Source organism: Glaciimonas sp. PAMC28666 (genome assembly GCF_016917355.1).
In the GTDB taxonomy this organism is placed as follows: Bacteria; Pseudomonadota; Gammaproteobacteria; order Burkholderiales; family Burkholderiaceae_D; genus Glaciimonas.
This window is the reverse complement of record NZ_CP070304.1, coordinates 1,629,077-1,653,006: the sequence shown is the minus strand read 5'-3', so window position 1 is coordinate 1,653,006 and position 23,930 is coordinate 1,629,077. Positions and strand designations below refer to the sequence as shown.

Here is a 23,930-nt window from a genome sequence, read left to right as displayed (position 1 = left end):
AAGGTATGTATAGAGCAAAATTTGCAACAAAATGGATGGTCGGCCTTTTGTTTTCGGCTGGAGCGCTGTCTTTCGCTGTCACCCCCGCTGTCATTGCACAAACGGACGCCGCCGTCATCCAAGGTAATGTTGGCGATCAGGACGCAACTTTTCTGGCACTGCGTGACGCGTCGCGCGCTAACAAGACCGACAAAGTGGAAGTTTTAGCGTCGGTGTTAAGCAATTATGACATCCCTTCGTATGTTGACTATTACCGCCTGAAACCGCGCATCAAGGATTTGGTTGCGCCGGAACCTGAAATTCGTGAATATCTGGCGCGATATGACGGCACCGCCATTGCGGATCGTCTGCGTAACGACTGGTTGCTCGAACTCGGCAAGGCCGGAATCTGGAACACGTTCGATCAGCAATATCCCTTATTTGCGCTGGACGATGATACGCAACTTAAATGTTACGCCCTGACATCGAAAGCGTTAAAAGGCGTCAATGTCGCCGATGATGCGCGCGCGTTACTGACCACACCAAAGGATTTCGGAGCGGGCTGTACGGATTTGATTGGTACGCTGGCCCAAAACGGCCAATTTTCCCAGGCCGATGTGTGGTTTCAGGTACGTCAGGCGATTGAATCCGGTTATGGCGGCGTCGCGCGTCGCATGGCACCATTCATGGATGCGACTGACGCGCAAATAGCGCAGGCAATTGATCGATCCTCGTTGGTCCTGGCACGCGGGCCGGGTGCCGATCGCGTGAGTCACGAGTTATTTATCATTGCGCTGGGTCGGGTGGCTAAAAATGATCCATCGCAAGCGGCCGCGGCATTAACTGCTTCTGCCGATCAGTTAAAGGCGTCTGAGCGCTCGTTAGGCTGGGCGCAAATTGCCTTACCTGCGGCATTGAAGCTTGATCCGCAAGCCGTGGATTACTGGCGGGCGGCGCAGGGCGCACCACTTTCGCAAGATGGTTATCAATGGAGCGTCCGTTCGGCACTGCGGGCCGGGGACTGGAAATTGGTCAGAACAAGTATCGAAGCGATGCCGCAACCATTGCGCGACGACCCTACGTGGGTTTATTGGTTAGGTCGCTCGTTAATGGCAGACGGACGCAACGAACAGGCACAAAAATTATTTCAGTCGATTGCCGATCAAACCAACTTTTACGGGCAACTGTCGCTCGAAGAGTTGGGACAAAAAATTGTTATCACCGAATCGCCAGCTTTGATCACGCCACTTGAACTGGCGCCGATGCAAAAAAATGCCGGCTTCCAGCGCGCTTTCCGTTTTTTCGATATGGGGCTGCGGTTTGAAGGCACGCGTGAGTGGAACTGGGAACTGCGCAAAATGACAGACCGTCAATTGTTGGCTGCGGCAGAATTTGCGCGTCAAAGCGACGTCCTGGACCGGATGGTCAATACCTCGGATCGGACTAAAGTCGAGGTCGATTTCAATCAGCGCTTTCCTTCGCCGCATCGCGACATCATGACCGCCAACACCACGGCGCTGGGGCTTGATATGGCGTGGGTGTACGGGGTGATACGTCAAGAGTCACGCTTTGTTAAAACGGCACGTTCGCATGTTGGCGCATCTGGCTTGATGCAATTGATGCCCGCTACCGCGCGCTTTGTCGCCAGGAAAGTTGGCGTGATCGGTTTCACGGCCGATCAGGTAAACGACGTTGACATCAACATTATGTTGGGCACCAATTATTTGAGTATGGTACTCAACGATTTGGATGGTTCGTTGCCGATGGCGACTGCGGCCTATAACGCCGGACCGGGGCGACCACGCACATGGCGCTCGACCTTGCCAGGAAGCGTCGAAGGTGCCATTTTTGCGGAGACGATTCCGTTTAATGAAACCCGAGGCTATGTCAAAAACGTGCTGTCCAATGCGACCTATTATGCGGCGCTGTTTGAGAGGCGTCCGCAGTCGTTGAAGGCGCGCCTGGGAAGCGTTGCACCGAAAGGTTTTACCATATCGGCATTGCCTTAACTCGCAGCAGTTATAGATAGCGGCGCAATATAGTAATGAAAACCAGTTAATAAAAATCGGCCAATGACACTTTTTCAGAACGGATGCTAAAAGTAAATTATGCAAACTACACAACGCGATGCAACTTTGTCTGAAGTGCTGAAAAATGCTGGCAAGCCGGCGATGACGCTGGTCATTGGCAACAAAAACTATTCGTCCTGGTCGATGCGTCCCTGGGTCGTCCTGAAAGCGTTTGGCATTCCATTTAATGAAGTGCGGATCTTGCTGGATCAGCCGACGACCGCGACGGATATTGCGCGGTATTCGGCTGCCGGTAAGGTACCCGTGCTGATGGTCGGCGATTTGCATATTTGGGATTCGCTGGCGATCTGCGAATATTTGGCGGAGCAATTTCCGGAGGCGGGGATGTGGCCGAAAGATAGCGCCGCGCGTGCGATTGCACGCTCCGTTTGTGCCGAAATGCATTCTGGCTTCGCCGGAATTCGCTCTGCGATGTCGATGGATATTCGCGCCAGCCATCCCGGTCAGGGGCGCACGCCGCAGTCTCAAGGAGACATCGGCCGCATTAGCGAAATATGGGAAAACTGTTTGTCGGAGTTTGGTCACCACCGCTTCCTGTTTGGTGATTTCTCGATCGCAGACGCTTTCTTCGCACCGGTCGTCATGCGCTTCCGCATTTTCGGTGTCTCGCTGGCACCGGCGCTGCAGGCTTATGTCGAGCGGGTTCAGGCCCATCCGGCGGTAGCCCAATGGGTGCGTGAAGCAATCGACGAGCCAGAAGTGTTGCCGAACCACGGTTAGGAATAGTGGTTTGGTCGTCGGCTCATTTTGAGTAATCTTTTTGGCGTTTCTAAATTCAGTGCTGGGTGTTAAATACTATTTGTGATGAAAATTTATGTAGTGGGTGGCGCGGTGCGCGATGAGTTACTGGGTCTTGCCATAAAGGATCGCGATTTCGTCGTGGTCGGGGCCACGCCGGAAGAAATGCTGGCGCGCCGGTTTCGTCCTGTTGGAAAAGATTTTCCGGTATTTTTACATCCTGATACGCAAGAAGAATATGCGCTTGCGCGCACAGAACGTAAAACGGCACCGGGCTACAAGGGGTTTGTATTTCATACCGACGCCGACGTCACCCTGGAGCAAGATTTAATCCGCCGCGATCTGACCATCAACGCTATCGCACGCGGTGACGATGGTATTTTGGTTGACCCCTTCGGTGGGCAAAAAGATCTGCAGGCCCGCACTTTTCGGCACGTCTCGGAGGCTTTTGCTGAAGACCCTGTGAGAATCTTACGCGTTGCCAGATTCGCTGCGCGATTTACTGAATTTTTCGTGGCACCCGAAACGAACGCATTGATGCAGCAAATGGTGGCTGCAGGGGAAGTGGATGCATTGGTGCCCGAACGGGTATGGCAGGAATTTGCGCGTGGATTGATGGAGGCGCGTCCGTCACGGATGTTCGAGGTGTTGCGTGCTTGCGGTGCATTGGCGAGAATTGTGCCTGAACTTGATGTTCTGTGGGGTATCCCGCAACCGGAAAAGTATCATCCGGAAATTGATACGGGCAAACATGTGATGTTGGTCATCGATATGGCCGCCAAGGAAAACTATCCATTGCCGGTGCGCTTTGCCGCGCTGATGCATGATGTGGGTAAGGGCGTGACCCCATCCTCCGGATGGCCCAGCCATCATGGTCATGAAGGGATGGGTGTGGCGTTGGTCGAGCGAGTATGCGAGCGGCTGAAAGTCCCAGGCGACGTGCGCGATCTGGCACTGATGACTGCACGCGAACATGGCGATGTAGGACGCGCTTTTGAGTTGCGCGCCAAGACCATGGTCACATTATTTGGACGCTGCGATGCGTTTCGCAAGCCACAGCGGTTCCTTGCGATGCTGGAGGCCACCGAATGCGATTATCGCGGCAGGACCGGTTACGCCGAACGCCCCTTTCCGCAACGCTCGTTCTTGCAAATGGCGTTGGGCGCGGCGCAGGCTGTGAATGCCGGTGACATTGCAGGCGGCTTTAAAGATCAACCGCAGCGCATACCTGAGGCGATACATGCCGCCCGTACTGCAGCGGTCGAGGCTGCAATACTGGCAGCTCCGGCACGGGATGGACGTCCCATATCACCGAAACAAGAGGAACTATGAACGGCGCAGACAGTTCAGCAGCCCTGAAAATACAACGACCGACTATCTACGTGAAAGAATTGTCACGCCATGCGCGGAAGCGCCTGTTGCGTCATTTTCTGGCGTTGGACAGCGGCGACCGGCTATTGCGTTTTGGCTCTGTATTGCCAGATGCGTTGGTGGCGCGCTACGTTGACGGCCTGAATTTTGATCGCGATACTATTTTTGGCGTGTACGACCGCAAACTGCGATTGCTTGGTGCCGGCCATCTGGCCTTTGCGCCGCGTGAAGCACTGCCAGCGATGCGTGCAGCGACCACCAAAGAGCGGGTCGCCGAGTTTGGTGTCTCGGTATCCTCGATTGCACGTGGCATGGGCGTAGGGACGCGCTTGTTTGAGCGGGCCGGAATTCATTGCCGCAATGCCGATATCGATACGCTCTATATGCACTGTTTATCGTCGAACAAAGTCATGATGCATATTGCCAAAAAAGCCGGGATGACGATTCACCGCGATTACGGCGAAGCAGACGCTTATCTCAAACTGTTACCAGCTAGTCCTGCGACGGTGATTCAGGAAGCGATGCAGGAACAGGTAGCGACGCTGGATTACACATTTAAAGCGAACATGCGCGCCGCGTTGAAATGGCTAGGTAATTTGCCTTGGGTTAAACGCGAGTAGTCAACTAAAGGGCTATGGAGGTGTGCCGCTATCTCAGGTTTTCTGATCGCAAACTATCAAAGCAGCGGTAATGCCGTTGTATCCTTTAGCCGCCGCAGGGCGAAGCTCGACTTCACATCCAGGACAGCCGGATGGCGCAACAGCGTCTCCATCATGAAGCGGGAAAAATGCGCCATGTCTTCGACATGCACCCGCAACAAATAATCCATTTCACCAGTCATCGCATAACAGGCAACAACTTCTGGCCAATGCGTCACCGACGCCGAAAAATCTTCGCGCGGGGAATGCGTGACCGATGTGCTTGAACGACCCGCGCTAACTTGCGAGGCGCCGTGTTTTTCCAGGCGGACGTTAACATAGGCTAGCAAGCCCAGACCGATTTTTTCGGGGTCTAGCAGCGCCACGTATTGTCGAATAACCCCGGCTTCTTCCAACCGCTTTATGCGGCGCAAACAGGGCGACGGCGACAAATTGACCCGTTCGGCGACCTCCTGGTTAGAGAGGCGGCCGTCCTCCTGTAGAATCGCCAAAATTTTTCGATCAGTTTTATCAAACTCAATCCCAGCCATAAAGCACCCTAAATTCAATGAATTGAGCAATATTACTGCTGTAGTCGAAGAAATCGCAGATTATTTGCAATTATCTGCCTGGTGCATCCAACTATACTAAAAGTCAGAGACCGTCGAAGTATTGACGCTTAAGGCATTTTTATCTGCCCGCCTTGTGACAAAGGCGGTACTTATCAGACCAATAACGCATTGAGGAGATGAATATGGAATTTCAACCCTGGGAAAATCCTATGGGCACGGATGGCTTCGAGTTCATTGAATATGCGGCACCGGACCCTGCGGCAATGGCTGCGCTGTTTGAAAAAATGGGTTTCACCGCGATTGCTCGTCACCGTCACAAAGCTGTGACGCTGTATCGTCAGGGCGATATCAATTTTATTATCAACGCCGAGCAAGATTCGTTTGCGCAGCGTTTTGCGCGTCAGCATGGCCCATCCGTTTGTGCCATCGCGCTGCGTGTGCAGGATGCCGCGTTTGCGTATAAACGGGCGTTGGAATTAGGTGCATGGGGATTTGATAATCGTACCGGGCCGATGGAGCTAAACATTCCAGCTATTAAAGGCGTGGGCGATTCGCTGATCTATTTTGTAGATCGTTGGCATGGCAAAACTTCTATCGGCGGGATTGGCGACATCAGCATTTACGACGTCGATTTCGTGGCAATTCCCGGCGCGGAAGCAAAGCAGGCAGGATGCGGCCTGACCTATATTGATCATCTGACCCACAATGTACATCGTGGTCGCATGAAGGAATGGGCCGATTTCTATGAAAATCTGTTTAACTTCCGAGAAGTACGTTACTTCGACATCGAAGGAAAACTCACGGGATTAAAGTCGAAAGCGATGACATCTCCGTGCGGAAAAATTCGAATTCCGATTAATGAATCTTCTGACGATAAATCGCAAATCGCCGAGTACCTCGATCTATATCATGGTGAGGGTATCCAGCATATCGCGTTGGGCACAGATAATATTTATACCAGCATCACGGACATGAAGTCCCGCGATGTTGCGTTTCAGGACACGATAGAAACGTATTACGATATTGTTGATCGGCGTTTGCCCGCACACGGCGAGCGGCTGGATGATCTGAAGCGATTGCGTATTCTGATCGATGGCAATAGCAACGCCACTGAGCGGGAGCTACTGTTGCAGATATTTACCCAAAATGTGATTGGTCCGATTTTTTTTGAGATCATTCAGCGTAAAGGCGATCAAGGTTTTGGCGAGGGAAATTTTCGGGCGCTGTTCGAATCAATTGAGCTGGATCAGATCAAGCGGGGCGTCTTAACGGACGTTTCTGCGAGTCCGCCACACTGAGCCGGAAAGCTCCGGTATCCTTCTGCTGAGAGCTTATTGGTGCACTTATATGTGCACTTGGGGCATATGCGGGTTAAGGCAGAAATGTAGATCGGATACCGGCATGCAAGCTGATTTGTTAGGAATTGATGATGAACACACGTGTAAATAATGAAGTCTTGAGCACGACCATAGTTGATGCTGCTGTAAAGCCGGACAGCGCGGTAAATACAGCCGATTTTTTTGCAACCGTTGCGGAAAAATCAGACGGTGTAGGGCTGCGCGGCGATTACCGAAAAATTGACGCGGATTACGTTGTCCAGCAAGAATGGGAAGCTTACACACCGGAGCAGCACGCGCTTTGGCGGCGCTTATATCAGCGCCAGGCCAAGTTAATTCCGGGTCGGGCATGCGATGTTTTCATCGACAGTCTGGAGCGATTGAACATCGCCGATGGCATCCCGCGTTTTGATGAGACCTCGGCCCGCTTGTTTAAAGCCACTGGCTGGCGTTTGGTCGCGGTGCCAGGCTTGGTGCCGGATCATACTTTTTTCAATCATCTGGCAAACCGCCGCTTTCCCGTCACGGTCTGGTTACGTGAGCCTGAAGAGTTTGACTACATCGTTGAGCCGGACCTTTTCCATGACTTTTTCGGGCACGTGCCTTTATTGTTCAACCCTATTTTCGCGGACCATTTGCAGGAGTACGGCAAGGGCGGATTAAAAGCGCTAAAAGTGGATGGTCTTGCAATGTTGGCGAGACTGTATTGGTACACGATTGAATTCGGGTTGATCGAAAGTCCAGCGGGTTTGCGCGTCTATGGGGCGGGAATCTTGTCGTCGGGAGGAGAAATCGAGCATAGTCTGACTAGTCCGGCGGTTAGGCGTATTCCGTTTGATCTTGAGCGCATCATGCGCACTTTATACAAAATAGATTCATATCAGGAAACCTATTTTGTGATTAAAGACTTCCAGCAATTGTTCAATGAAACCGCGCCTGATTTCCTGCCGATTTATCAAAAATTGGCAGCATCCGCACCACTCGCGGCAAACACTTTGCAACCGGATGAAATTAACCTGCCGCATAGCTGAGCAGCTGAGCAGCTGAGCAACTGAGCAACTGAGCGGGATTCCTGCGTTAAATGGAAAGTTAATTCTTTACCCGGGCAGGGAAAGTTTGCAGGCAAAAAAAAGCGGATTCTGCCGGGGAGAGCAGAATCCGCAACTAGTGAAATAAAGGGAACACTAGAGGGAGGTTTATTCAAAGCGACCGGTCCAGGGGAGGTCATCAGCCGCTTCAAACAAGTTGCTATTACACGCCTTCCCCAATCGGTTTTCCATGGTACTTACGCCTTGTTACAGTTGTTACCTGAAGTCAACTTTGTGAATCATTAAGAAATCCCTTAGCGGCCCGTGATTCTGCTCCAGCCAGCTCAGCGATTATCAGATGCGGTTTGTGCGTGAGCACGTAAGTTGGCTTATGATGGGAATGTAGCAAAAACTCATGCACATATAAAAGAATGATTTACTCATAAGGTGAATACGTTTTAACCGCGCCTGATAACTTAGGCGTAGTGCAATCAAAAACATAATTTTTGGCACGGAGACTGAATGAACGCACCATTAACGGCAGATTTGCTGACCACCGACTCGCCTTTAGCGACACCCCCGGCATCCGACCAAGATATCGGCCCTCATACGGGCGAATCATCTATCCCCATTTCGCTAGACGATAAATTCACGCTTGAACGTGGGCGGGCCTTTATGACGGGCACGCAAGCGATCATTCGCTTGCCAATGTTGCAACACCAACGCGACGTATTGGCCGGGCTAAATACCGCCGGATATATCACGGGCTATCGCGGATCGCCGCTGGGCGGTGTCGATCTGATGGCGGCCAAGGCAAAAAAATACCTGGACGCCCACAACGTTAAATTTCACCCGGGTATGAACGAAGATCTCGCTGCAACCAGTGTTTGGGGTACGCAACAGGTTAACTTGTTTCCCGGTGCGCAATACGATGGCGTTTTTGGATTATGGTATGGAAAGGGTCCCGGCGTTGACCGTTGCGGCGACGTTTTTAAACACGCTAACATGGCGGGGACCTCAAAACATGGCGGCGTATTGGTGTTGGCAGGCGATGATCACGCAGCCAAATCCTCGACCACCGCGCACCAGAGTGAACACATTCTGAAGGCTTGCGGTATTCCGGTCTTGTATCCTTCTTCGGTGCAGGAGTATCTCGATTACGGCATGCATGGTTGGGCGATGAGTCGTTACACCGGGCTATGGGTATCGATGAAATGCGTGACCGATGTGGTGGAGTCAGGCGCTTCGGTCGAACTCGATCCCGATCGCGTGCAGATCGTATTGCCCGCAGATTTCGAAATGCCTGTAGACGGTCTGAATATACGTCTGCCGGATACCGTGCTGGGCCAGGAGGCCCGCATGAACAATTACAAGTGGTATGCGGCATTGGCCTATGCGCGTGCCAACAAGCTCAACAAAATTATCTGGGATAGTCCGCGTGCGCGGATCGGTATTATTACCGCCGGAAAGTCCTACCTGGATACACGGCAAGCACTGGCTGATCTTGGCATTGATGAGAGTATTGCGCGCGATATCGGGATTCGGTTGTTTAAGGTCGGTATGACCTGGCCGCTGGAAGCTGAGGGTGTGCGCGAATTTGCGCAAGGTCTCGAAGAGATTCTTGTGGTCGAAGAAAAGCGTCAAATCCTCGAATATCAGTTGAAAGAGGAACTGTACAACTGGCGTGACGATGTGCGGCCACGCGTGGTCGGAAAGTTCGATGACACCGGTGAGTGGAGCAATCATGGCGCAGGCCACGGTGATTGGTTACTTCCTGCAACGTACGAACTGAATCCAGCGCAAATCGCCCGTGCCATAGCCACGCGGATTTCAAAATACTTCGCTGGTCATCCGGTCGAGCAGCGCGTCAAGGAACGGGTTGCCTACCTTGAGGCTAAGGAAACGTTGCTCAATATTAGTAGTAAGCCAGATCCAAACAAAGATCGGGTGCCGCATTTTTGTTCGGGCTGTCCGCACAATACGTCGACCAAATTGCCAGAAGGAAGCCGCGGCCTGGCAGGTATCGGATGCCATTACATGGTGTTGTGGATGGACCGCGAAACCTCAACCTTCACACATATGGGCGGCGAGGGCGTCAACTGGATCGGTCAAGCGCCCTTCACCAGTGAAAAACACGTTTTCGCTAATCTGGGTGATGGCACGTATTTCCACTCGGGGTTATTAGCGATCAGGGCGTCGGTTGCGGCCAAGGTAAACATTACTTACAAGATTTTATACAACGATGCTGTCGCGATGACTGGTGGTCAGGCTTTTGACGGACCGCTCGACCCCGCCATGATTTCGCGACAAATCGCGGCAGAAGGGGTGACACCGATTATTGTTGTGACCGACGAGCCGGACAAATATCCGCCGTCGACTGATTGGGCACCTGGCGTAACAATCCGTCATCGCAGTGAATTAGACGCGGTACAACGCGAGTTGCGCGAAATTGTGGGTGCTTCGGCGATGATCTATGATCAAACCTGCGCTTCGGAAAAGCGTCGCCGTCGGAAACGTAACGAGTACCCGGATCCAGCCAAGCGTGCAGTGATCAACGAGGCGGTTTGCGAAGGTTGCGGAGACTGTAGCGTGCAGTCGAATTGTTTATCGGTGGAGCCGCTTGAAACCGAGTTCGGACGTAAGCGTCAGATTAACCAGTCGTCCTGCAACAAGGACTTTTCTTGTGTGACTGGTTTCTGTCCGAGCTTTGTCACCGTTGAAGGTGGCAATTTGAAGAAGCCTAAAAAACTTGCAGTGACACCGACTGCAGGCGGGTCTGCGACCGATGTCCACAAGAAAATTGCTGAGCCGGTAGTGAAGTTGCCGACTCCGATCTTGCCGACAACTTCCCGGCCTTATGGCATTCTTGTGACCGGAATTGGTGGCACTGGCGTGGTGACCATCGGGCAAATTTTGGCAATGGCTGCGCACGTTGAGGGTAAAGGTTGCTCGGTACTCGATATGAGCGGTCTGGCGCAAAAAGGTGGGCCGGTCATGTCCCATGTGCGCTTGTCGGATCATCCGGACGATCTGCATTCGACCCGGGTTGGTACCGGCGATGCCGACCTGGTGATTGGTTGCGACGCGATTGTTACGGCGAGCCGCGACGCGTTGTCTCGGATGGGCGAAGGGCGTACATTTGCCGCTATCAATGCAACCCGCACGCCGACTGCCGCGTTTGTAAAAAATCCCGATTGGCAATCGCCAGATGCCGCTGCTGAAAAGGATATTCGGGCAGCCTGTGGAAACGATCGGGTTGAGTTTATCGATGCGGGTCGCATTGCGACGGCATTAATGGGCGATGGAATCGCGACCAATATGTTTATGTTGGGTTATGCATGGCAAAAAGGGTGGGTGCCGCTAACCGAAGCTTCGTTGATGCAGGCGATTGAACTGAACGCGCTGCAAGTGGCGTTCAACAAGCAAGCATTTGCATGGGGGCGCACGGCAGCTTGTGATCCGGAAGGTCTGGATCAGCGCACGCGGACAAGTGCAAGTCCTGCCGATAGTCCGGCGCAAGTGATCGAGTTCAAGCGAACGCTGACGTTGGATGATGTGATAACGCGTCGGGTAGCATTTTTAAGCGCATATCAAAATCCTGCCTACGCGGAGCAATATCGTACCTTTGTCGCCAATATTCAGCAGACCGAGCATCAGTTGCATGCAGATGGCGCTACGCGGGGTTCGACGCGTCTCAGCATGGCGGTGGCGACTTATCTGTTTAAGTTGATGGCCTATAAGGACGAATACGAGGTCGCGCGTTTATATACCGATGGTGTTTTTAGTGCCAAAATTGCCAACATGTTTGAAGGTGATTACAAGATTAAATTCCATCTTGCTCCGCCACTATTTGCTAAGCACGATGCGAACGGCCACTTGATCAAACAAGAGTTCGGCCCATGGATGATGCGTGCTTTTGGCGTACTGGCAAAGTGCAAGTTCCTGCGTGGCAGTAAGCTGGATATTTTTGGCTACACCAAGGAACGCAAAGAGGAACGTGATCTGATCACGCACTATCGTCAGACGATTGCGGCTTTGCTGCCACGTTTGACATTGGAAAATCTGGCAACCGCAGTGGCAATTGCCAGTATTCCCGAAGAAATCCGCGGTTACGGGCATGTAAAGGATCGGCATTTATCTGCTGCAAGGGTGAAGGAGCTACAGTTAATCAAGGAGTTTGATCATCCGTCGCCGGTAACACAGGCATTGGCAAAGAGCGCCATCGCGGCCTAAAGCATTGGTCCGCGAGTAAAGTTAAATGCAATAAAAAAATGGCCGGAGTTTCCGGCCATTTTTATTCTTGCTTCCGTAGATCCAGAGGTCGACAGCCACATTTCGGCTCAACCGATTCTCAGCTGGTTTTTCAACCGATTCCCAGCTGATTCTGAATTATTCTGAACCTATTTACCCACAAACTGTTGATAGCCCCGCGCTCGCAGTTCACAAGCGGGACACGTTCCGCAGCCATAGCCCCAATCGTGTAATTCTCCACGCTCACCCAAATAGCAGGTGTGGGTATCGGCGCGAATCAGATCGACCAGCACCTCGCCGCCAAGCTCTTGCGCCAGCGTCCAGGTCTGCGACTTATCAATCCACATTAACGGCGTTTCCAGCTTGATCCGTGTAGCCATGCCGAGATTCAGGGCTACCTGTAAGGCTTTCATGGTGTCATCCCGGCAATCAGGATAGCCGGAGAAGTCGGTTTCACACATGCCGCCGACCAGAACATTCAGGCCACGGCGATACGCGACGGTCGCCGCAACCGTCATGAATAACAGATTGCGGCCGGGAACAAAGGTGTTGGGCAGGCCATTTTCTTGCATCACGATTTCAACATCTTCCGTCATGGCAGTGGATGAAATCTTGGAAATCAGAGATAAATCGATGACATGATCTTCTTCCAGCTTTTTATCCCACTCGACCGATTGCGCACGCAGCTTGTTTAATAATATCGGGCGTTGCTTCAATTCGACTGCATGTCGCTGCCCGTAATCAAAACCGATTGTTTCAACCCGGTCGTAACGCGACAAAGCCCACGCGAGGCAGGTAGTGGAATCTTGACCACCGCTGAATAGAACTAAAGCACCGCTTGGGAGTGTCATATATGAATCTTTTAATTAAGTTAAGGTGGTAACTGCATCAGCAATCGTTGCGCAATAGTTATTTTCTGGCAATTGTCGAGGTAGCTGTGAGGGCGCTAAGGCCTGTTATTTTCTCATAACCCGAAGGGCGAATATCGTCGGTCCAATATAGTTCATAGCGATTGGCCGACGCCCGAAGAAAAGCAACGCTATTTGGTTATTTTATCGAGTGTCTGATCGACAAAATCATTATTCGGGTCGGTAAAGCGAATGCGGATTGGATACCATTCAAGGGATGGTGCAAGCCAGATGTCTAAACGTTGTTCGGTAGCATCGGGCGGCGGTTCTCTAAATATATGTATGGCCTCGACCTCACCCATGCCGGTCGTGATTTTTTCCTGATTGATGACTTTGAAGGTCCACGGCTCTGCATCACGTTGACCAGCGACGAAAAATACCCAGTCCGAGCCGGGTTTGAATTGCTTCTTGGCCGCGCGCGCCACCGCAACTAATTGCCACACGATACTGGTACGGTCCTGTTCCCCACCTATGATCGGATAAGATGCATCGGAGGGCGAAAATGTGATTGTTCCACCATTTGTATCGCGATTGAAAGTAGTCGTAGTGCTGTTTTTGTGGAATCGCTTATCGGTGAACTGGGTAGGAGATAAACCATAGTCGTCGATCTTTCCGTCGCTCTTGGCTTCCAGAATTTTTCCTAGAATCATGGCGCGGGTAGTCGCTTCGACACTGTAGTCGTGGCCGTCGGTTTGCCATTTTACGACGGCGTCGCCGTTAATCGATAGGCCGCTTTGCCTGGCACGAATCGCATAATTTAGCTCGGCCGACGGCGGTAAGTTAAATGATCGTTTGGTGGAAATATGGTCTGCTGTGGCAGCGAATACGTGAATGCTGGCGCTGCAAAGTAGTGCAGCAATGGAAATACGTGCATAGCAAAGTAAGGGAATTTTCATAGTCTTCATTAGAATAAGGCCAGGAAATTCGACCAAAAAGTGGCTCACGCGCGCAAAACCGTGAGAAGACGACTTTTTCTGCAGGTGTTGTTCAAGGATTAAGCTGCTTGATTGAGCTGCTTGATTGAGCTGCTTAATTGAGCCGCTTAATTAAGCTGCCTAAGCTTTGACATCGACATATCCAAATAGTCCCCATTTTTTTCAGTAAAGCGCAATTTAACCGGATACCACTCTTGTTGCGGTGCTAACCAGATATCCAGCGTTTTTTCGTATGAGCCTTGTTGCGGCTTGCGCGCCAGATGCCATGTCATCACGCTGCCGCGACCAACTTTGATTTCTTCTTGTCCTAAAACCTGAAAACGCCAGGTTTCCGCATCTTTGTCTCCAGCGACAAATAAATCGATAACGCCTCCCGCCACGATTTTTCCGGGGTCACCGCGTCCGATACTGGCCAATTGCCAGACAATACTAGCGCGATCCTGCTCGCCTCCGGTGCGAGGATAGCTGTTGGTCGATGCAGAAAAAGTAATGGTGTCGGGTGCGCGTTGGAAACGCGTGCTGGTGACAGGTTTACGGAATTTTTTCTCTGTGTAAAGCAGGGGAGAGACGCCATAGTCATTGAGTTCGCCCTCACTTTTAAAGTCGAGCGCGTTGATGAACAATACGCCAGCTTCACCATTGATCGTGTAACTGCTGCCATTTGTTTGCCATGTGATTTTCCCACCGCCATGATAAGTTTGACCTTTATTAAGCGCCTCGACGTCATATTTCAGCTCCGCAGATGGGGGCGGTTTGGTCTCGTAATGGACAGCGGTTGGCGCAGCTGGAACGGCTGGATCAACTTTCGGTGTTGGCTGCGCGGGCACGCTCGGTCCCTCGGACGGCGGGCCGGATCCCGCGCCGCCGTTGGAAGGGTTTATCTGGATGCTGGCATTGTCGGTGAGCGCGATAGTCGGGATAGGGGTTCTGGTTTCCGTGATCGGCATATCCGGGACTTCCGGTTCGGACCGCGGTGTTGATGGTGGGATAGCTGCTTTATTCCGAACCTTACGGGACACTGCAGCTGGCTTGGGTACCACCGGCTTTGGCGCTAAAATCGGTTTGGCTACCGGTGGAAGTGGTTTCAGTTCCGCGATCACGACGGGCGAACTGACCACCGCATTTTCTGGCACGGTAAGCAAGTCGCTACCCCAATTGATCAAAAAAAGGTGTAGTAGAAGCGAGACGACGAGCAGAAGCAACCAGCCCCGGGATGCCTTTTTGATCGGTTGCGTAGGGCGCTCGTGGTGCGCGTCCTGGATTACATTCTTGGAAGGCCTCGTCATCCGTATAGTGTAAACCGAACGCTCCCGATACGTCTCACACTCTATTCCGGGCCTCGAGCTAGTCAGCATCATCCGAATTCTAAAAAGCTTTTTGGCCGCCTAAAAAATTCTTTTTAGCAACTTTTTCCCGGTAATTTATAAAATATTTTCAGGGCGGAAACAGCGCCGCAGCCGCTTGATCAAAATAAACCAAATGATTCCTTGTCCGATCGCAATATAGCGTTTATGGGCGGTATAGTATGCGATGGTGGTTAAAAAAATGTGAACAAAATCATTCGAGGAGATTCATATGAGCAATCCTAATATTTTCGGAGCGGATGCGATGACAAACAGTGTTGATTTCATTAAAAAAATGTGGGGCGGAATGGGCGTGCCGGGAATGGTCGTGCCGATTATTTCGGTGGAAGAAATAGATAAGAAGGTCACCGACTTAAAAGCGGTCGAAGGTTGGCTGAGCTTGAATCTGAATATGCTGCGGACCACGATACAAGCGCTTGAAGTTCAAAGCGCAACGCTAACCGCACTAAAATCGATAGGCGCTCTGATGCCTTCCGCAGACGGCAAGACAACACCGAAGTTTACAGATACCTCGGCCGCAGAAAGTGTCACCGACGGAGCGGCGGCCTGGGCTACCATGGCTTCACAGTTTCCCTTTTCGTTTATGCCGGAAAAAGCCAAAGCCGCCAACGAAGCAGTGCCTGAACCGGCTGCGCCGCCAATTGTGGAGTCACCATTGCCGGTCAGGCCAGAGGCCGTCGCAGCGGAAAGTTATACGCCTGAAGTGTCGGATGCGCAAACTGCCGGCAATACCGGTGTCTGGTGGGATGTTCTGCAAAACCAGTTCAAACAGGTCGTGAGCAGCGTTATGGCAACCGAAGCGGCAGCCACCAAAGCATCAAAACCGCCTAAGGCGGAGAAAGCTGCCAGCGCCAGAAAGTCACCAGCCAAGCCAGGCGGAACGGTGAAGAGCAATCCAACCAGAGCGAAAGCAAAGGCTAAACCGGGTGCTGCTGGGGGCACGACAAAATCTTCTTCTGCTACGCGCATGAAGAAACTGGAATCGAAATAAGTTTTTAGTATCATGATTTGCACATGGTATCCCGGGACCGGGTTTGCCAAGACCGCCGACTGAGATCCTGCGCGAGCAGGCTCAGAAAGCAGGCCGCCGGGGGCAACTTTACGCCAATCCGGAACGATGGTGCTATCGCCGGGTTGAAGTGCTGCTTTGCGGCGCTTCACTCGCTTTTGCGCCGCGTTTCAACAAACGCATGAAGCTACCCAATACCGGTAGTTTTTCATAGAGTTCTTCAGCGGCGTCCCAATAGTCCCGGTGCTGAGTAATATAGCCGTCCTTGTCCAGTTGGAGCTGCGTTGCACCCCGTATGCATTGCCTGTCTTTGGAAAAATGTTTCATCCTAAAGTAGAACTCCCAAGCCAGAAATGCCACATCCTCTTGCTGCATATGGTGCGTGATCACGAAGTGCGGGTCGTTAACCTGCACGAACATATGCGTATATAAATGTTTGATAGCAGGTAACCCGATGACCTCATTGAAGGGATCTTTGAACCATGCATCCGGCGCGTAGATCAGCGGTATCAATGCCAGATTATCGATTGTAAACGTTTCAAAGAACGTAACGATACGCTGCAAATTCCTGGTTTGATCATCGCGTTGGTTATGCGTCAGCTCATCTGTATGTTGGTTAATTGTATTCATAGGCCGGTTACCTTGTGTAGCAACGCAAAATAAGCCCGATAGGGCAGCAGGCGTGCAAATCGCAGCCAATTGGTGAAACGTTTTGGAAAATGGATGTGGAATTCACCACGTTCGACTCCTTCAATCAGCGCTTTGGCGGCGGTCGTTGCCGATATGATGGCGGGCATCGGGAAGTCGTTATCGGCGGTCAACGGCGTCTCCACAAAGCCTGGGTTAATCAGATACACGCCAATACCCCGGGGGCGCAGATCAAAATACAGACATTCCGTCAAATTAATCAGCGCAGCTTTAGTCGCGCCGTAAGCCATCGCTCTTGGTAGCCCGCTATAACCGGCGACAGACGCCACTATGCCAATGGCGCCTTTTCCTTGTTTGATCAATACGGGCAAGGCAGCATCAAGGCAGTGCATAGTGCCGCGTAGATTTAGATCAATCAAACGGTTGGCGAGCGCCAGTTCGAAATTATCCGCCCGCATTTCGCCGTATCCTCCTGCCACGACCAATATAAGATCGATGCCTTCCCACGCTCTGAGAATTTGGTCGCGCGCAGCAATCACGGTATCGTGCTGTGTGATATCAAGGACCACCGATAGCGCATTGTGCTGCCCGGCACTAATGTCGTCCAAGCCTTTTGCGTTCCGGGCCGACAGGGCCACGCGAGCACCTTTCGCCAGAAGCAGTCGTGCGGTTTCCGCGCCGATGCCGCTAGAGGCGCCGATAACCCAGACGCGGTATTGATGCCATTCGACGATTGTCGGGTTCATCGGATTGAGAAGATTCATGGTTTCCTTGTGATGAAGGCCGTTTGGTTATTCTTCAAGGGCGCTTAGTGAACGATAAACTAATATCGCCAACTTTAAAGCCGAATTTGCTCATCACGGCGTGATTTAGCATGATGCGCTGGTCCATTTGGACCATTAAATCATCAAAACTCACGTTGATGGTATGCCCGTTAACGGGCAACGCCAGAACGTATTTCCAACGCAAAGTATTGCCGTCAGTAATGCCAATCGCCTCGCCTACTATATCGGCAGCAGTACCGGTGAACTTGTTTGGCCCTATTTTTTTCAGGGTCCAGATGCGGCGTTGTTTGGTGCCGTCAGAGTAAGTGAAATCTTCATCGAGGGTGCCGGTGTCACCTTCCCATTTACATTGAATCACGACGGTAAAACGTTTGACGACCTTGCCGGAACGATCCTGAAACATCCCCCAGGCGTCTAGCGTCCCGTTGAAATATTGCGGCAGACTGAGTGTCGGTTGTTGGTCGGCGTAAGTGTTGCCTTCGGAGGTCGTGCTACATCCGCTCAACAAGACGACCAACATTACCAGCAATATTTTTAAAAACGATTTCATACTGTTCTCCGAAAAAAATGATGTCTGAATGTCGCCTGAGAGGGCGCCGTGGAAGCGCTCAAATGTGGCGTAACGGGGCCTTCCATAAAATAGCTGCTGCCACCAGTTTTAATGCGCAAGGTAAAACGGCATAGCCTATCGCAAGCGCATGCGCGCCTTGGTGACTAATAAGATGCGGGCGGTAGCCAAGGTATTCCAATAGCGGTAGTGAAATCCCGGCGGCCAGAGCAAGATTAAGTTTGGTAGCCCAACTCCATATACCAAAGTAGGCGCCTTCTTTTTCACAGCTATGGCCGCCGTTTGCGATAACACCAGCCAGGAGGGCGGGCGGTAGCAAGAGATCGGCACCTAATGCAAAGCCGGACATGATGCAGATCAGCGAAAAGGGCAGCATGTCGCCAGCTGTTAAGCCGTAGGCCCAGATAAAAGCGAGTATTGCCAACAGCATGGCCGCGAACCAGACACGCGCCTCACCGTAACGCCGGGCCAGCGCGGACCAGCCGGGCATTGATATCGCGCCGGCCAAAAAATACAGCATGAGAAATAAACCGCCGTATTTTCCCAGTTGCAACTGATCGTCTACAAAGAACAGAAACAACGTGGCCGGAATCGCTGCGGCGATACCATTTACGACAAAAATACCAAATAACCAGCAAAAGCGTACGTTCCTGAATGGCAGCAACAGATCGGACATAACTGCATTGCGATTTGCCTGTGTGACGTCGGGACTCCCTGAAAAACCCGATGTTGAAGCAAGCGGTTTTGGAGCAAGCTTCAGGATCCACGCCGATAGCACCAGTAATATCAAAAACACAGGCGGCAACCAGCGAATTCCCAGCAATCCTGGCAACGCGGCTGCAAGCACTACGCCGATCAAACCGCAAGCTTCGCGAGTGGCAGTCAGTCGTGAGCGTTGCTCCAGCGCTTGCGTCAAAGCCGCACCCCAACTTTGGTGCGCGATAGTTGCAAGACTGAATCCAACATAGACAATCAGCAATGCGAGTATCAGCCATGACAACGGAAACTCTTGCGTAAACGCCGGCGGTAAAAATAGCGCAGTGAACCCGAAAGCCAATAAAGGCACTCCCAACCAGATAGCATTTCTAAACCGGTCTTTGGTGCATCTGCGGTCAAGCCACCGACCGATTGCAGGATCGATAAACGCATCAAACAAACGGGTTACTAACAGGATCAGGCCGATCAGAGACAGGGAAATGCCAAACCGATCTGCATAAAATTGTGGGACATAGACGTAAACAGGCAATGCAACCAACGCCAGCGGCAAGCCGAACAAGCCGTATTTCAGAAGCGCAGGAAATGCCAGTTTATTCATTCGTGATGACTTGAATTAGCTGAGGGGGTCGCGGTGGCATTGGCGAGAAGCTGTTTTCGAAGACCCGAAGCAGTTGTGCCGGGCGACAGCCAAATACCAAAAAACGCCGCCGAAAAGTGTGGATCATGGATTTCTCCGATCAATTTTCCATTCATATAAAACTGCGTGCCGATGCCCGGTAGGAAAATGCCGGTAACATGTGAACCGTCGATAACGTTGGGAAATATTGCCTTCAACTGGCTGAGCCAAGGTCCGTACTCCGCCTCGCTGCCGCTGTCGATTTTTCGCATTTGATCGATACTGCTTTCGGCGATCCTGGTGCCTTTAAATGATCGGTTATACCGCAAGTCGAGGGCAAAGCTCGCAGCTGCGGGCGCCGAGGTTTGGAAGCCCTTATCGCCAACCCAAAGTTGCGCATCGTAAATGGATAAACCGAACCAGCGGTAGCGGCCTTGACCAGCTAATCGCGCATGCGGGATCGCGTTTTGAATCTGTTGCTGGGCCGCGCTGCCCGAGTCGTCGGCACCATTGGTGACCGCATTGTCGAGAGGGCTAGCGGCGTTGGCGGAATTGTGTAATCCAGTCGCAAGTGTGCAAACCAATAATAGACACCAGAGGCGGATTTGACGCAACAACATTTCATTCTCCTTAAAGTCAAAACGTTATGCCTCGCTATGCAGCGGGGCGCGTGACCAGAATTGCTGTGGTTATATTTTTTGCAGGGTAAATTGCGCTACGTTGATACTGCCAGCGATAAACCCGGCTTCGCAATACGCCAGATAAAAATCCCAGGTGCGCAGAAAGCGATCATCGAAACCTTGCGCGCGGACGCGGGGCAATTGTTCCTTGAAGGCGCGGCGCCACTCTACCAGCGTACGTGCGTAGTCCAGTCCAAATGAGAGAGTATCGACCACCCGCAATCCGTGGCGTTCGGCCTGGGCCCGGAACGCCGATGGGGACGGCAGCATTCCCCCCGGGAAAATGTATTGTTGAATGAAGTCGGTGCTGCGGCGATAGCGCTCGAATAGCGCATCGTCAATCACAATCGTCTGGATGCAGGCGCGACCGCCAGTTTTAAGATTGCGCGCAACGCAGGCGAAATAGCTCGGCCAGTATTTTTCGCCTACTGCTTCGAACATTTCGATCGAGGCTATGGCGTCAAATTCGCCTGCCACATCGCGGTAGTCCTGCAATAACAACTCAACCCGGTTAACCACGCCAGCATTTTGCAATCGTTGATTCGCAAAGTGCAGTTGTTCTGTGGATAGAGTAAGTCCTACGACGTGCGCATTGGCTTCGCGCACGGCGATCTCCGCAAATGCCCCCCAACCGCAGCCTATTTCTAAAAGCCGTGCATTGTCCGGAAGGCGGAGTTGATTGAGTATGCGGCGATACTTTGCGTCCTGGCCTTGCTGAAGGTTCTCAACATGCTCATCCGAAAACAGGGCGCTCGAATAGGTCATGGAAGGATCTAACCATAATTGGTAAAAGTCGTTTCCGATATCGTAGTGGGCATGGATATTTTTGCGGCTACCGGTTTTGCTATTACGATTAAATAAATGTTTTATGCGATATAAAAAATTGCCCCACCACGTCCCGTAGATCACTGATTCAATCACTTGTCGATTACGGATGAACAGTTCAATCAGGCCGGGCAGATTATCCGTACTCCAATGCCCATCAATAAACGTTTCGGCAAAGCCGATATCGCCCGATTTTAACGCCGCATTAAAAACGTCCCAGTTTTTTAAAGTCATCATGACCGGGCGGGCACGCTCGTCGGTGACTTTGCCATAGGTAGCGGTTTGTCCGTCCGGAAACGTCATGATCAAAACGCCGTGATCCAGTTTTTGCAGCAGTTGAAGAATAAACTGCACCCGTGCAGGAAAATTTTTGGTCGATACGTGGTCGTACTCGCGCCCATTGACATAAGCGTTGGACTGGGAAGAGTTGGAGTTCATCGGGACACCTCGTTAGATGGGGGAACGGGCTTGCTGTAGAAGGGAACACGCTTGCGCCATAGTTTTAGTGCCTGCCAATGGATGCGCAGAATCACGCCGACGGTCATGACCGGATAGCGAAAAAAAGCGCGTAGTACCAAGCGGTCGGAGAGCGGTACAGATAGCGCCGCGGTGCCGGAAACGCTGGTGAGTATTAACGGCCCCGTTGCATCGTCGTATTCGATACGCGCGGTCGTGCGTTCCGTCGGTGAGGTTTCCTGGTTATTTTGCGTACGCATAAATCTAAAGCGATAAGCGCCGGTAACTTCGCAAAACGGTGAAACGTGGAATATTTTTTTTGCGCGTAATTCGGTACCGAAGGTGATACTGCCACCCTCTTGGGTTTTGCCGTCGAGCAGATAACTGTGCTGTTCGCCGAAGGTATTTCGCACCTGGCACAGCACTGCTCTTAAGCTGCCGTCCAGACGATGGCAGAACCAAAACGAGACAGGATTGAAGACATAGCCGAGTACCCGCGGAAAGGTCTGGAGCCAAATTTCGCCATCGGCATCATCAATTCCTTCCGCTTTGAGCGTGGCATCTATCCAGGTGATCGGAGCTAGCTTTCCATCGCCATAGTCGCGATCATGAAACGACAATAAATTAAAGCGATTACGTGAAAAAAAGCGGCTGCCAAAATTGGACTGACCAAGCGTGCGTAAAGGAATGCGCACGTAATATATGCCGTACGTGAACGCATGATGAACCGGTCGCAGGCGGGTGTGGCGGACCATACCGAAGCAGAGTTGCACTTGATGAAGAATAGTGGGCATGTCTTTTCCCCGTGTCACGCCGCGATACTTTCGAGGGGGTCGGTCCGCAGCGGTCTGATGGTATGGATGCGCTCTGGTTGTGCAAGGATGGCCTGCGCCACGGAAAGTCCCGACTTGAGGCCGTCTTCGTGAAAACCGTAACCGAGCCATGCACCGGCGAACCAGGTGTTATTTTGCCCCTGGAGTTTTGCGAATTTGGGTTGCGCGGCAATCGCCGCCGCATCGAATACCGGATGGGCATAATCGAAGCGACGTATTACGCTGTGCGGTGCCGGTTGGTCGATTGGATTGAGAGAAACAATCAAAGGAGTTTTAAACGGCAGCGGCTGCAGCTGGTTGAGTAGATAGTGCACGCACACCCGAGGATCGTTTCCATTTTCGCTTTGATAGTTCCAGGCCGCCCATGCTTTGCGGTTGGCAGGTAGCAAGCTTTGGTCCGTATGAAGAACCGCATGGTTCGGTTGGTATTGCACCGACGACAGAAGTTTCTTTTCCTGGAACGTAATGTCTTGCAATAATTTCAGGCTCTGATCGCTGTGTCCGGCCAAAACTACGTGGTCGTAGGTGCTGCTGCCGTGCGGGGTTTGAATCACTACCTGGCAAACGCCATCTATATAAGCGCGCCGCACCCCTGTCACCGGGGTTCGTAAATATTTATCGGGAATCGCCTTTATTAATTTCTCGACATATTGTCGGGCACCACCTTTGACTGTGTGCCACTGCGGCCGATCATCGACTTGCAAAAGCCCGTGATTATGGCAAAACTGGATGAAGCTCGACACCGGGAAGGCGAGCATTTGTGCCGTCGGGCAGGACCAGATACAGCCTGCCATGGGTAGCAGATACCAGTTTTTAAAGGCATCGCTATAGCCGTGATGAGTGAGAAAGTCACCCAGCGACATTCGTCCAACCGCTGAGCTGTGATCCAGTGCAAGCGAGGTTGCCTGTTTATTGAACCGCAGAATGTCGCGAATCATGCCGATGTAGCGTGGGCTGAACAAATTGCGGCGCTGTGTAAACACGCTGTCGAGATTGGTGCCCGACCATTCCAGCGTGCGCTTCCCAAAACGTCCGTCGATCGGCGTTTTCACCGAGAATGACATATCGGTGGCAACGGTTTCTACCTGTAATTCGTTGAACAGGTTGACCAAATTCGGGTAGGTGCGATGATTGAACACCAGGAAGCCTGTGTCGACGCCGTAGGTATGCCCTTCCAGAGTGACATCGACGGTGTTGGTGTGGCCGCCGAAATAGTCATTGGCCTCATAAAGGGAGACATGATGGCCAGCCTGCGTTAAGCGGTACGCGCTGGCGAGGCCAGAAATGCCGGAACCAACAATCGCGATTTTCATCTTAATCTCTCCCAGGGACGCTTATTTGCATTAACTTTTAAATAGACGCCCTTTTAAATACGGGACTTAATCTCGCTGTTATTAATACGGTGTGTAATCGCTATTGGATTCAAAATTAAATTAAATGGTCTATTTGGCAATATATAGCATTGAATCCGGCGTGCTGAATGGGGCGTATATATCTGCACATGTCCGCATGCATGCGCATATGTGCGCATGACCGGAAGAAAGGGCGCGAGACTTCTTGCGAAACGCTCACGCGATGTATC

The 23,930-nt window shown here is 51.9% G+C and carries 20 protein-coding genes; 8 read left to right on the top strand and 12 right to left on the bottom strand.

The window, feature by feature from the left end:
- The first annotated feature begins 5 nt into the window (after positions 1-5).
- From JQN73_RS07010 to JQN73_RS06995, 4 genes are all read left to right on the top strand, one after another.
- The gene (locus JQN73_RS07010) at positions 6-1,988 is read left to right on the top strand and encodes a lytic transglycosylase domain-containing protein (protein ID WP_205322382.1); all 1,983 of its coding nucleotides are present in this window, start codon (positions 6-8) and stop codon (positions 1,986-1,988) included.
- A gap of 99 nt (positions 1,989-2,087) precedes the next feature.
- On the top strand, positions 2,088-2,789 hold the full coding sequence (locus JQN73_RS07005) for a glutathione S-transferase family protein (protein WP_205322381.1): 702 nt from the start codon (positions 2,088-2,090) through the stop codon (positions 2,787-2,789).
- A gap of 84 nt (positions 2,790-2,873) precedes the next feature.
- Positions 2,874-4,139 (top strand): multifunctional CCA addition/repair protein, encoded by a 1,266-nt coding sequence (locus JQN73_RS07000; protein ID WP_205322380.1) that lies wholly within the window; start codon positions 2,874-2,876, stop codon positions 4,137-4,139.
- Positions 4,136-4,798 (top strand): GNAT family N-acetyltransferase, encoded by a 663-nt coding sequence (locus JQN73_RS06995; protein ID WP_205322379.1) that lies wholly within the window; start codon positions 4,136-4,138, stop codon positions 4,796-4,798. The genes JQN73_RS07000 and JQN73_RS06995 overlap by 4 nt, the downstream gene beginning before the upstream one ends.
- Positions 4,799-4,854: 56 nt before the next feature.
- Here JQN73_RS06995 and JQN73_RS06990 read toward each other — a convergent pair whose 3' ends face one another.
- Positions 4,855-5,367, bottom strand: coding sequence for an Lrp/AsnC family transcriptional regulator (locus tag JQN73_RS06990; protein WP_205322378.1), 513 nt, complete (start codon positions 5,365-5,367; stop codon positions 4,855-4,857).
- A gap of 203 nt (positions 5,368-5,570) precedes the next feature.
- Here JQN73_RS06990 and hppD point away from each other — a divergent pair, with 203 nt between their 5' ends.
- The 3 genes from hppD to JQN73_RS06975 all read left to right on the top strand — a co-directional run bounded on the left by hppD (position 5,571) and on the right by JQN73_RS06975 (position 11,986).
- Positions 5,571-6,686, top strand: a complete 1,116-nt coding sequence (hppD, locus tag JQN73_RS06985) for a 4-hydroxyphenylpyruvate dioxygenase (protein ID WP_205322377.1) — start codon at positions 5,571-5,573, stop codon at positions 6,684-6,686.
- 128 nt (positions 6,687-6,814) lie between these two features.
- Positions 6,815-7,756: a phenylalanine 4-monooxygenase gene (gene phhA / locus JQN73_RS06980; protein WP_205322376.1), complete on the top strand. Its 942-nt coding sequence runs from the start codon at positions 6,815-6,817 to the stop codon at positions 7,754-7,756.
- Between the two features lie 519 nt (positions 7,757-8,275).
- Positions 8,276-11,986, top strand: coding sequence for an indolepyruvate ferredoxin oxidoreductase family protein (locus tag JQN73_RS06975; RefSeq protein ID WP_205322375.1), 3,711 nt, complete (start codon positions 8,276-8,278; stop codon positions 11,984-11,986).
- A gap of 167 nt (positions 11,987-12,153) precedes the next feature.
- On the opposite strand, the gene queC is transcribed toward JQN73_RS06975, so the two are convergent.
- The 3 genes from queC to JQN73_RS06960 all read right to left on the bottom strand — a co-directional run bounded on the left by queC (position 12,154) and on the right by JQN73_RS06960 (position 14,980).
- Entirely contained in the window at positions 12,154-12,855 is a 702-nt protein-coding gene (gene queC, locus JQN73_RS06970) for a 7-cyano-7-deazaguanine synthase QueC (RefSeq protein ID WP_205322374.1), read from the bottom strand.
- 188 nt (positions 12,856-13,043) lie between these two features.
- Complete coding sequence (locus JQN73_RS06965; protein WP_205322373.1) at positions 13,044-13,808, bottom strand: DUF3108 domain-containing protein; 765 nt, start codon at positions 13,806-13,808, stop codon at positions 13,044-13,046.
- Between the two features lie 146 nt (positions 13,809-13,954).
- Positions 13,955-14,980, bottom strand: a complete 1,026-nt coding sequence (locus JQN73_RS06960) for a DUF3108 domain-containing protein (RefSeq protein ID WP_240162528.1) — start codon at positions 14,978-14,980, stop codon at positions 13,955-13,957.
- Between the two features lie 442 nt (positions 14,981-15,422).
- Between JQN73_RS06960 and JQN73_RS06955 the strand changes: the two genes are divergently transcribed.
- The gene (locus JQN73_RS06955; protein WP_205322371.1) at positions 15,423-16,202 is read left to right on the top strand and encodes a PhaM family polyhydroxyalkanoate granule multifunctional regulatory protein; all 780 of its coding nucleotides are present in this window, start codon (positions 15,423-15,425) and stop codon (positions 16,200-16,202) included.
- A gap of 132 nt (positions 16,203-16,334) precedes the next feature.
- Here JQN73_RS06955 and JQN73_RS06950 read toward each other — a convergent pair whose 3' ends face one another.
- The 8 genes from JQN73_RS06950 to JQN73_RS06915 all read right to left on the bottom strand — a co-directional run bounded on the left by JQN73_RS06950 (position 16,335) and on the right by JQN73_RS06915 (position 23,661).
- Positions 16,335-16,850, bottom strand: coding sequence for a nuclear transport factor 2 family protein (locus JQN73_RS06950; RefSeq protein WP_205322370.1), 516 nt, complete (start codon positions 16,848-16,850; stop codon positions 16,335-16,337).
- A complete protein-coding gene (locus JQN73_RS06945; RefSeq protein ID WP_240162461.1) occupies positions 16,847-17,632 on the bottom strand; it encodes an SDR family NAD(P)-dependent oxidoreductase in 786 nt (261 codons plus the stop codon). Before JQN73_RS06945 ends, JQN73_RS06950 begins: the two co-directional genes overlap by 4 nt.
- Positions 17,633-17,666: 34 nt before the next feature.
- The gene (locus tag JQN73_RS06940; protein ID WP_205322369.1) at positions 17,667-18,203 is read right to left on the bottom strand and encodes a DUF3833 domain-containing protein; all 537 of its coding nucleotides are present in this window, start codon (positions 18,201-18,203) and stop codon (positions 17,667-17,669) included.
- A 58-nt stretch (positions 18,204-18,261) separates the two neighbouring features.
- Positions 18,262-19,536: an MFS transporter gene (locus tag JQN73_RS06935; RefSeq protein WP_205322368.1), complete on the bottom strand. Its 1,275-nt coding sequence runs from the start codon at positions 19,534-19,536 to the stop codon at positions 18,262-18,264.
- On the bottom strand, positions 19,533-20,174 hold the full coding sequence (locus tag JQN73_RS06930) for a chalcone isomerase family protein (RefSeq protein WP_205322367.1): 642 nt from the start codon (positions 20,172-20,174) through the stop codon (positions 19,533-19,535). Before JQN73_RS06930 ends, JQN73_RS06935 begins: the two co-directional genes overlap by 4 nt.
- A 69-nt stretch (positions 20,175-20,243) precedes the next feature.
- Complete coding sequence (locus JQN73_RS06925) at positions 20,244-21,497, bottom strand: cyclopropane-fatty-acyl-phospholipid synthase family protein (protein WP_205322366.1); 1,254 nt, start codon at positions 21,495-21,497, stop codon at positions 20,244-20,246.
- Positions 21,494-22,309, bottom strand: coding sequence for a DUF1365 domain-containing protein (locus tag JQN73_RS06920; protein ID WP_205322365.1), 816 nt, complete (start codon positions 22,307-22,309; stop codon positions 21,494-21,496). Before JQN73_RS06920 ends, JQN73_RS06925 begins: the two co-directional genes overlap by 4 nt.
- A 14-nt stretch (positions 22,310-22,323) precedes the next feature.
- Complete coding sequence (locus JQN73_RS06915) at positions 22,324-23,661, bottom strand: NAD(P)/FAD-dependent oxidoreductase (protein ID WP_205322364.1); 1,338 nt, start codon at positions 23,659-23,661, stop codon at positions 22,324-22,326.
- Positions 23,662-23,930 lie beyond the last annotated feature (269 nt).